The organism is Kitasatospora sp. NPDC001119, assembly GCF_053598475.1.
The window spans coordinates 75333-83857 of the sequence record NZ_JBSFKI010000042.1 but is presented as its reverse complement, the minus strand read 5'-3'; the positions used below and the strand labels follow the sequence as shown (position 1 = coordinate 83857).

The 8525-nt window shown below is 75.9% G+C and carries 7 protein-coding genes; 5 read left to right on the top strand and 2 right to left on the bottom strand.

The window, feature by feature from the left end:
• From ACWDD9_RS36295 to ACWDD9_RS36285, 3 genes are all read left to right on the top strand, one after another.
• Positions 1-795 (top strand): electron transfer flavoprotein subunit alpha/FixB family protein (locus tag ACWDD9_RS36295; protein WP_449813959.1); only part of this gene is annotated, 795 nt, incomplete at its 5' end.
• A gap of 228 nt (positions 796-1023) precedes the next feature.
• Complete coding sequence (locus ACWDD9_RS36290) at positions 1024-2445, top strand: acyl-CoA synthetase (RefSeq protein WP_449813958.1); 1422 nt, start codon at positions 1024-1026, stop codon at positions 2443-2445.
• A 311-nt stretch (positions 2446-2756) separates the two neighbouring features.
• Positions 2757-3620 carry a C40 family peptidase gene (locus tag ACWDD9_RS36285; RefSeq protein ID WP_387975949.1) on the top strand — a complete coding sequence of 288 codons (864 nt, stop codon included), beginning with the start codon at positions 2757-2759 and terminating at the stop codon, positions 3618-3620.
• A 117-nt stretch (positions 3621-3737) separates the two neighbouring features.
• Here the strand turns inward: ACWDD9_RS36285 and ACWDD9_RS36280 are convergent, their stop codons facing one another.
• On the bottom strand, positions 3738-4652 hold the full coding sequence (locus tag ACWDD9_RS36280) for a PfkB family carbohydrate kinase (protein ID WP_387830729.1): 915 nt from the start codon (positions 4650-4652) through the stop codon (positions 3738-3740).
• 416 nt (positions 4653-5068) lie between these two features.
• On the opposite strand from ACWDD9_RS36280, the gene ACWDD9_RS36275 reads away from it, so the two are divergent.
• Both ACWDD9_RS36275 and ACWDD9_RS36270 read left to right on the top strand, forming a co-directional pair.
• The gene (locus tag ACWDD9_RS36275; protein ID WP_049660630.1) at positions 5069-6136 is read left to right on the top strand and encodes an NUDIX hydrolase; all 1068 of its coding nucleotides are present in this window, start codon (positions 5069-5071) and stop codon (positions 6134-6136) included.
• A gap of 92 nt (positions 6137-6228) precedes the next feature.
• Positions 6229-7101 (top strand): DUF4184 family protein, encoded by an 873-nt coding sequence (locus tag ACWDD9_RS36270; protein WP_449813957.1) that lies wholly within the window; start codon positions 6229-6231, stop codon positions 7099-7101.
• Here ACWDD9_RS36270 and ACWDD9_RS36265 read toward each other — a convergent pair.
• Complete coding sequence (locus ACWDD9_RS36265) at positions 7077-8441, bottom strand: M20/M25/M40 family metallo-hydrolase (RefSeq protein ID WP_449813956.1); 1365 nt, start codon at positions 8439-8441, stop codon at positions 7077-7079. The two genes, ACWDD9_RS36270 and ACWDD9_RS36265, sit on opposite strands and share 25 nt — an antisense overlap.
• Between the last annotated feature and the right edge of the window lie 84 nt (positions 8442-8525).

Below are 8525 nucleotides of genomic sequence, written 5' to 3'. Positions count from 1 at the left end.
AAGGTGTACGTCGCCGACGGCGCGGAGTTCGCCGACCAGCTGGTCGTCCCGAAGGTGGACGCGCTGGCGCAGATCGCCAAGGCGAACGACGTGGCGGCGGTGCTGGTGACGTCCTCCGGTGAGGGCAAGGAGGTGGCCGCGCGCGTCGCGCTGCGGATCGGCTCCGGCATCATCACCGACGCCATCGACCTGGAGGCCGGCGACGGCGGTCCGGTCGCCACCCAGTCGGTGTTCGCCGCGTCCTTCCAGGTGAAGTCCAAGGTCACCAAGGGCGCGCCGGTCATCACCGTGAAGCCGAACGCCGTCGCCCCGGAGGCCGCCCCGGCGGCCGGCGCGGTGGAGGACGTCGCCGTCGCGTTCACCGGCAACGCCGCCAAGGTCGTCTCGCGCACCCCGCGGGTGTCCTCCGGCCGTCCCGAGCTGACCGAGGCCGCGATCGTGGTCTCCGGTGGCCGTGGTGTCGGTGCCGCCGAGGGCTTCGGCGTGGTCGAGGAGCTCGCGGACGCGCTGGGCGCGGCCGTCGGCGCCTCGCGCGCCGCCGTGGACGCCGGCTGGTACCCGCACAGCAGCCAGGTCGGCCAGACCGGCAAGCAGGTCTCCCCGCAGCTCTACATCGCGGCGGGCATCTCCGGCGCGATCCAGCACCGGGCCGGCATGCAGACCTCGAAGACCATCGTGGCCGTCAACAAGGACCCCGAGGCCCCGATCTTCGAGCTGGTCGACTACGGCGTGGTCGGCGACCTCTTCCAGGTGCTGCCGCAGCTCACCGCCGAGGTGAAGGCCCGCAAGGCCTGATCCGCGCGGAAGGTTCGGAGGGCGTGGTGCCGGGTGCCCGGTGCCGCGCCCTCCGTCGTACCCGGCCGTCCCCGGTCCTTCCCCGGCCTTCCCGGTTGTTCTCCGCCGTCGCCGGCCCCGCTCGCCGTCCCCGGCGCGCGGCGGGCCGGGCGGTGGCCCGTAGAGTCGGCGCCGGCGCGTGGCGCACGGGCGCGGCGCGGTGGTGATGGACGAGGCGAGGACGGTGGCATGGCACTGCTGACGGCACTTCAGGGCGGTTTCGGCGACGCGGCGGACGCGCTGCGGATCGACGGTCGGACGCTCTCCCGGGAGGACCTGCTGGGCGCGGCGACCGCCGTCGCCGACCGGGTGGCCGGCGCCCCGGCGCTCGCGGTGCTCGCCCGGCCCACCGTCGAGACCGTCACCGCCGTGGTCGGCGGCCTGCTGGCGGGCGTCCCGGTGGTGCCGCTGCCGCCCGACTCGGGGCCCAAGGAGCGCGAGCACATCCTGCGCGACTCGGGCGCGGCGCTGCTCGCGCACGCCGTCGGGGAGGTGCTGCCGCAGGACACCTCGGTGGCCGGGCTGCCGGTCGACCCCGCGCGGCGCTCCACCACCAGCTACGCCGAGCCCGCCGCCGGGTCGACCGGCTTCGTGCTCTACACCTCGGGCACCACCGGCGCCCCCAAGGGCGTGGTGATCCGGCGCGAGGCGATCGCCGCCGATCTGGACGCCCTCGCCGCCGCCTGGCAGTGGACTGCCGAGGACACCCTTGTCCACGGCCTGCCGCTCTTCCACGTGCACGGGCTGCTGCTCGGCGTGCTCGGCGCCCTGCGCACCGGCAGCGGACTGGTGCACACCGGGCGGCCCACCCCGGAGGGGTACGCGGCGGCGGGCGGCAGCCTGTACTTCGGGGTGCCCACCGTGTGGTCCCGGCTGGCGGCGGACCCGCAGGCCGCGGCCCGGCTCGCCCCGGCCCGGCTGCTGGTCTCCGGCAGCGCGCCGCTGCCCGTGCCGGTGTTCGAGAAGCTCGCGGCGCTCACCGGGCACGCCCCGATCGAGCGGTACGGGATGACCGAGTCGCTGATCACCGTCAGCACCCGGGCGGACGGCGAGCGGCGCCCCGGCAGCGTCGGGCTGCCGGTGGAGGGGGTCCGCACCCGGCTGGTCGGCGAGGACGGCGCGCCGGTGCCCGGCGACGGGGAGAGCGTCGGCGAACTCCAGGTCTCCGGGCCGACGCTGTTCAGCGGTTACCTCAACCGGCCGGACGCGGACGCCGAGGCGTGGACGGCGGACGGCTGGTTCCGGACCGGCGACGTCGCGGTGATCGGGGCGGACGGCTTCCACCGGATCGTCGGCCGCGCCTCGGTCGACCTGATCAAGAGCGGCGGCTACCGGATCGGCGCGGGCGAGGTGGAGGCCGCGCTGCGCGACCACCCGGCGGTCGCCGACGCGGCGGTGGTCGGCGTGCCGGACGAGGACCTCGGACAGGCGATCGTCGCGTACGTCATCCCGGACGGCGCCGTGACGGGGGAGCAGCTGACGGCCTTCGTGGCGGAGCGGCTCTCGGTGCACAAGCGGCCGCGCCGGGTCGTCCTGGTGCCCGAACTGCCCAGGAACGCCCTGGGAAAGGTGCTGAAGAAGCAGCTGCTGACGGAGGCCGGCGGCCGCTGAGGAGAGGGCGGTCGGACGGCCCCTCGGATGACGGGTGTTCACCCTGATGCGCCGTCGGTGCTCACCACCCGTGACCCTTCCATTGGCGCACTCCACTGCGCGCAGTGAGCGGACGCGTGCCTAACGTGACACGCAGGCAGGGCCGACCCCCCGGGCGGCACGCCGGCGGCTTCCGGTCGCAGGACCGGAAGCCGCGGTGTGCCGGGCGGGGGCCCTGCCGACAAGCACGGCCAGTCCTGGCCGGTCACAGCAACCCGCTGCAAATCCGCAGCGATCCGCAGCGATCCGCAGCAGTGAAGGAAGTCAGCACGATGACCACCGTCAACACCGGCGCGCCGGAGGCCGCCGGCGAACCGACCGGGCAGCAGGACGCTGCCACCGTCCGTCCCTCCCGTCCGTCCCGCAGCGCGCGGCTCCGTCGGGGGATAGGCATGGTGGCCGTGATCGCGACCAGTGCGGGCCTGATCGGCCTCGGCACCGGTGTCAGCCCCGCGGCCGCCGAGCCCGCCCCGGCGCACGCCGGCTGGGACGGCTCCCGGTACTGGTTCAAGAACAGCCAGGGGCAGTGGCGCTGGACCTCGCACTACGACGTCTACGTGCAGCGCACCGGAGGCGGCTCCTCGTCCGCCGCCAGGACCACGACCACGTCCTCCGGCGGGATCACCCAGGGCTGGGACGGCTCGCGCTACTGGTTCCGCAACAGCAGGGGCGAGTGGCGCTGGACCTCGCACTACGACATCTACCTGGAGCGCACCGGAGGCGGCTCCTCCTCGGACTCCCCGGGCTACTTCGACGACTCGGTCGCCGAGGACCGGGACGTCGAGACCGCCGTGCAGTTCGCGCTCTCCCAGCTGGGCGTGCCGTTCCGCCGGGCCGGCAACGGGCCGGACGGCTACGACTGCTCGGGCCTGGTGCAGCAGTCCTTCCGGCGCGGCGGGATCAGCCTGCCGCGGGTGGCCAACGACCAGTACGCGGCGACCACGCCGATCGGGGCCGGCCAGCTGCGCCGCGGCGACCTGCTGTTCTGGTCGCCGGACGGGACCGCCCGGGGCATCCAGCACGTGGCCATCTACCTGGGCGACAACAGGTACGTCGAGGCCGCGCGGCCCGGGACCAACATCCGGATCTCGGGGATCAGCAGCGGCTACTACCCGTCGTACATGGGGCGCCCGTAGCGGGGTCGCCGTCCGCCCGTCGGGGGTGCCGGGTCCGCCCGGTGCCCCCGACGGGGGTGTCCTCGTCGGTCCGGGCCGAGCCCGGGGCGCGCGATGCCCGCTCGGCCCGACGCCCGGTCAGAGGTCCGTCGGGCGGGGCAGCGCGCCGCGGGCGCCGAGGCCGGTGACGGCGAAGGCTCCGGCGGCGACGGCGGTGGCGGCCGCGTCGGGCAGCGCGGCGCCGCGGGCGAGTGCGGCGGCGAGGGCGCCGCAGAAGGCGTCGCCGGCGCCGGTGGTGTCGACCACTCGGACGGTCGGGGCGGGCAGCCGGGTCGGCGTTCCGTCCACGACGACCAGCGCGCCCTCGCCGCCGAGGGTGACCACGGCGCCCTCGGCGTGTTCGGCCAGCGCCCGGGCGGCCCCGGTGACGTCGGCGGCGCCGGTGAGCTGGCGGGCCTCGACGGCGTTCGCGACGACCAGCGGGCGGCGTCCGGTGGGGCCGGCCTCCGGCAGGGTGCCGGCCGGGGCGGTGTTGTGCAGCCAGCGGGTGCCGCCCGAGGGGCCCGCGGCGGGCAGTGCGGCGGCGGTCGCGCGGATGCACTCCGCGGGGACCTCGTTGCTGGTCAGGACCACGTCGACGGGGAGCAGCCGGAGGCGGGTGAGCGCGGCGGTGACCTCCTCCGGGGTCAGGTGGGCGTTGGCGCCGGGGAGGACGACGATGCTGTTCTCGCCGGCAGGGTCGACCATGACGATCGCCTGACCGGTGGGCGCGTCCGGATGGGTGAGCACGGCGCCCGTCTCGACCTGCGCGCCCCGCAGGTCGGCACGCGCCGCCTCGCCCTCGGCGTCCCGTCCGACCTTGGCGACCAGGTGCGTCGCCGCCCCCATCCGGGCCGCCGCCACCGCCTGGTTGGCCCCCTTGCCGCCGAAGCCCCGGGTGGCGGCGGTGGCGAGGACGGTCTCGCCGGGGGAGGGCAGCACGGGGCAGCGGAGGATGCGGTCGGTGTTGACCGAGCCGATGACGACGACCCGACCGGCGGGAAGCAGCTTCATCGTTCCTCTGTACGCGGTGGGGCGCGGGCGGCGCAAGGAGGCGGGCGGTGGTGGTCGAGCGCAGGGCGCGAACGGGCCGAGCCCGGGGCGCGCGGCGCACGGGGGCGTACGAGTGGGGGGCGTGCGGAGCGTGCGCGTGGGGCGTGCGTAGCGGGTCGACCCACCAGGCATCCTGTGCCCTAGCAGTGGCGAAGGGGTGCAATTTTGATGTAGACCGGTCTGCATATTTCCGCATAGGGTCGTCTGACCTGGGCACATGCCGCTGTCACGGGGCAGATCGGGGCGTGCGGGCGGGCGCGCCGGGGAGGCATGGGGAGCGGCGTGGCGCGGGTACCACCACGGGTGGCGCTGGTTCGACCAACGGGGGCGCTGCCCGGTGCGAACGGCATCGGGGGAAGTCGAGGGCAGGGGACGTTGTGATCGTCTGGGTCAATGGCACATTCGGGGCGGGCAAGACGAGCGCCTGCCGCGAGCTGGTGGAACTGCTGCCCGGGAGCGTGCTCTTCGATCCCGAGCTGGTGGGCTTCGGCCTGCGTCGGATGCTCCCGGCCGACCGGCTGGCGACGGTGTCCGACTTCCAGGACCTGGCGGCCTGGCGCCGGCTCGTCCCCGAGACGGCGGCGGCGCTGCTCGGTGAGGTCGGGGGTCCGCTGGTGGTCCCGATGACCCTGCTCAGGGAGGACTACCGGGACGAGATCTTCGGGGACCTGGCCTCGCACGGGATCACGGTGCACCACGTCGTGCTGGACCCTGAAGAAACGATCCTGCGCGACCGCATAGCCCACCGCGACGAGTGCCCGGGTGACCCGGAGGGCAGCGAGCGGGTCCGCGCCTGGTGCCTCGAGCACCTGCCCCGCTACCGCGCCGCCCGCCGCTGGCTGGTCGGCGACGCCCGGATGATCGACACCAGCGGGATCTCCCCCCGGGAGACCGCGCACCGGATCGCCGAGCTGGTCCGGGTCGGCGCCGCCCGCTGCCCGATCGTCCAGACCCCGGACCCGACCGGCGACACCGTCGCCTCCGCCGTCCTGTTCTTCGACGAGCAGGACCGCGTGCTGCTGGTGGACCCGGTCTACAAGCCCGACTGGGACTTCCCCGGCGGCGTGGTCGAGCGCGGCGAGGCCCCCACCGACGCCGCCCTGCGCGAGACCGCCGAGGAGCTGGGCCTGCGCCTGGACCCGTCCGCGCTGCGCCTGCTCGCCGTCGACTGGGAGCCGCGCACCGGCCCGCGCCGCGGCGGCCTGCGGCTGATGTACGACGGCGGGCTGCTGGACGAGGAGGGCCGGCAGCACCTGCTGCTCCAGCAGGAGGAGCTGCGCGGTTGTCGCTTCGTCACCCTGGACGAGGCCGGGGAGCTGCTGCCCCCGGGACGCTACCGGCGGCTGGCGGCGGCGCTGGACGCGCGGCGGAGCGGCGAGCTGCGGTACCTGGAGGCGGGGAGCCGGGTGGCCGTGGGGCTGGCGAGCACGGCGGACGCGGCGTAGCGGCCGGTCGGTGCGGGGCCGCGGGGCGAGTGGGGGAGCATGGTGCGCCTCCCGGCGCGGCGCGCCGCGGTCCCGGGCGGCAGGATGGGGGCATGCCCTTCACGTTGAGCCACCCCGCCGCCGTCCTGCCCCTGCTGCGCGCCGCCGGGGCGCGCGGGCCCCTGGTGGCGTCGGCGCTGGTCGCCGGGTCGATGGCGCCGGACGTGCCGTTCTTCGCCGAGTCCCTGCTGCCCGGGGTGTACGGCCAGGGCGGGCTCACGCACCGCTGGTGGGCGGTGCCGACGGTGGACGTGGCGATCGCCGGCGCGCTGGTGGCCGGCTGGCACGGGCTGCTGCGCGGGCCGCTGGTGGCGCTGCTGCCCGAGCGGTGGGCGGGCGGCGCCGAGGCGTTGACCGTCCGGCGGGCCGGGAACGCCGCAGGCCCCGCGGACGCCGGTGCGGTCGGCGGTGCGGTCGGTGGCGCGGCGTGGTTCGCGGCCTCGGCGGCGATCGGGGCGGCCACCCACGTCGGCTGGGACGCGTTCACCCACGGGGGCCGGCTGGGGGTGCGGCTGCTGCCCGTCCTGGACCGCCCGGTGGCCGGGGTCCCGCTGTACGAGGCGCTGCAGTACGGCAGTTCGGCGCTCGCCCTGGCGGCGCTGGGCGGTTGGGCGGCGCGGGCGGTGCGGGCCGTCGAGCCGGTGCGGCCGGCCGTGCGGCTGGCGCCCCGGGCCCGGCGGGCGGCCGTCGCGACGCTGGGCGCGGCGACGGCCGCCGGGGTGCTGCACCGGCTCGCTCCGCTGCGGCGGAACCTGGTGCCGGAGGTCTGCTTCGGCGCCGGGGCCGGGCTCGCGGTGGGCGCGGTCGGTTACGCGGCGGTGCTGGCGGCCGCCCGCCGGTTGCGCGGCGGGCGGCCGGACGTCCTCCGCGAAGAGCCTCGGGACGTCGCTGCGAAGGTCCGTCAGACGGAGCGCAGTTCGGCGTAGCGGCGGAGGAACAGCGCCTCGGTGAGGGCCATCTGCTCCAGCTCCCGCGGGTCGACGCTCTCGTTGACCGCGTGGATCTGGGTGGTCGGCTCCTCGACGCCGATCAGCACGATCTCGGCCTGCGGGTAGAGCGAGCGCAGCGTGTTGCAGAGCGGGATCGAGCCGCCCTCGCCGGAGGCGACCATGGGCGTCCCGAAGGCCTCGCCCATCGCCTCGCCCATCGCCTCGTACGCCGGGCCGCTGGTGTCGGCGCGGAACGGGGCGCCGTTGCCCTGGCGCTCGACGGTGAGCCGGGCGCCGAGCGGGACCTGCGCCTCCAGGTGGGCGACCAGGGCGTCCTGGGCGGCGCCCGCGTCCGTGCCCGGGGCGACGCGCAGGCTGATCAGGGCCTTGGCGGTGGCCTGGACGGAGGAGGTGGCGCCGATCACCGGCGGGGCGTCGATGCCGAGGACGGTGACGGCCGGGCGGGCCCAGAGGCGGTCCGCGAGGGTGCCGGTGCCGGTCAGGGCGACGCCGTCGAGCACCTTGGCGTCGGAGCGGAACTGCTCCTCCGGGTACTGGACGCCGGTCCAGGTCTGGTCGGCGGTCAGGCCGGCCACCGCGACGTCGCCGTTCTCGTCGTGCAGCGAGGCCAGCATCCGGACCAGGGACTGGAGCGCGTCGGGGGCGGCGCCGCCGAAGGCCCCGGAGTGCAGGTTGCCGGCCAGCGTGGTGACGGTGGCCTCGACGATCGTCATGCCGCGCAGCGAGGTGGTCACGGTGGGCAGGCCGGGGGCGAAGTTGCCGGTGTCGCCGATGATGATGGCGTCGGCGGCGAGCAGCTCGGGGTGGGCCTCGGCGTAGCGCTCCAGACCGCCCGTGCCCTGCTCCTCGGAGCCCTCGACGATGATCTTCAGGCCGACCGGGTAGGCGTCGCCGTGGACCTGACGCAGCGCCCGCAGCGCCGTCAGGTGCATCAGGATGTTGCCCTTGCAGTCGGCGGCGCCGCGCCCGTACCAGCGGCCGTCGCGCTCGGTCAGCTCGAAGGCGGGGCTGTGCCAGGCGTTCTCGTCCAGCGGGGGCTGGACGTCGTAGTGGGAGTAGAGCAGGACGGTCGGCGCGCCCTCGGGGCCGGGCAGCTCGCCGTAGACGGACTGGGTGCCGTCCGGGGTGTCCAGCAGCCGGATGCCGGTCAGGCCCTCGGCGGCGAAGGCGTCGGCGACCCAGCGCGCGGCCTTCTCGCACTTCTCGACCGGGAACTGGCGCGGGTCGGCGACCGACGGGAAGGCGACCAGCTCGGCGAGGTCGGTGCGGGCACGGTCCATCAGGGATCGGACGGCGTCGGCCAGGGGCTGTGACATCGGGGCTCCGGGGGGACGGTCCGCCCTTGGGGTGGTGTGGGCGGAGGAGGCGGTTTGCGGTAGTGCCGATCATAGGTGGAGCGG

What these genes read in the sequence shown, in the direction of transcription:
- ACWDD9_RS36290 (WP_449813958.1), top strand. Translation starts at nt 1,024, where the DNA reads ATGGCACTGCTGACGGCACTTCAGGGCGGTTTCGGCGACGCGGCGGAC.
- ACWDD9_RS36285 (WP_387975949.1), top strand. Translation starts at nt 2,757, where the DNA reads ATGACCACCGTCAACACCGGCGCGCCGGAGGCCGCCGGCGAACCGACC.
- ACWDD9_RS36280 (WP_387830729.1), bottom strand. Translation starts at nt 4,652, where the DNA reads ATGAAGCTGCTTCCCGCCGGTCGGGTCGTCGTCATCGGCTCGGTCAAC.
- ACWDD9_RS36270 (WP_449813957.1), top strand. Translation starts at nt 6,229, where the DNA reads ATGCCCTTCACGTTGAGCCACCCCGCCGCCGTCCTGCCCCTGCTGCGC.
- ACWDD9_RS36265 (WP_449813956.1), bottom strand. Translation starts at nt 8,441, where the DNA reads ATGTCACAGCCCCTGGCCGACGCCGTCCGATCCCTGATGGACCGTGCC.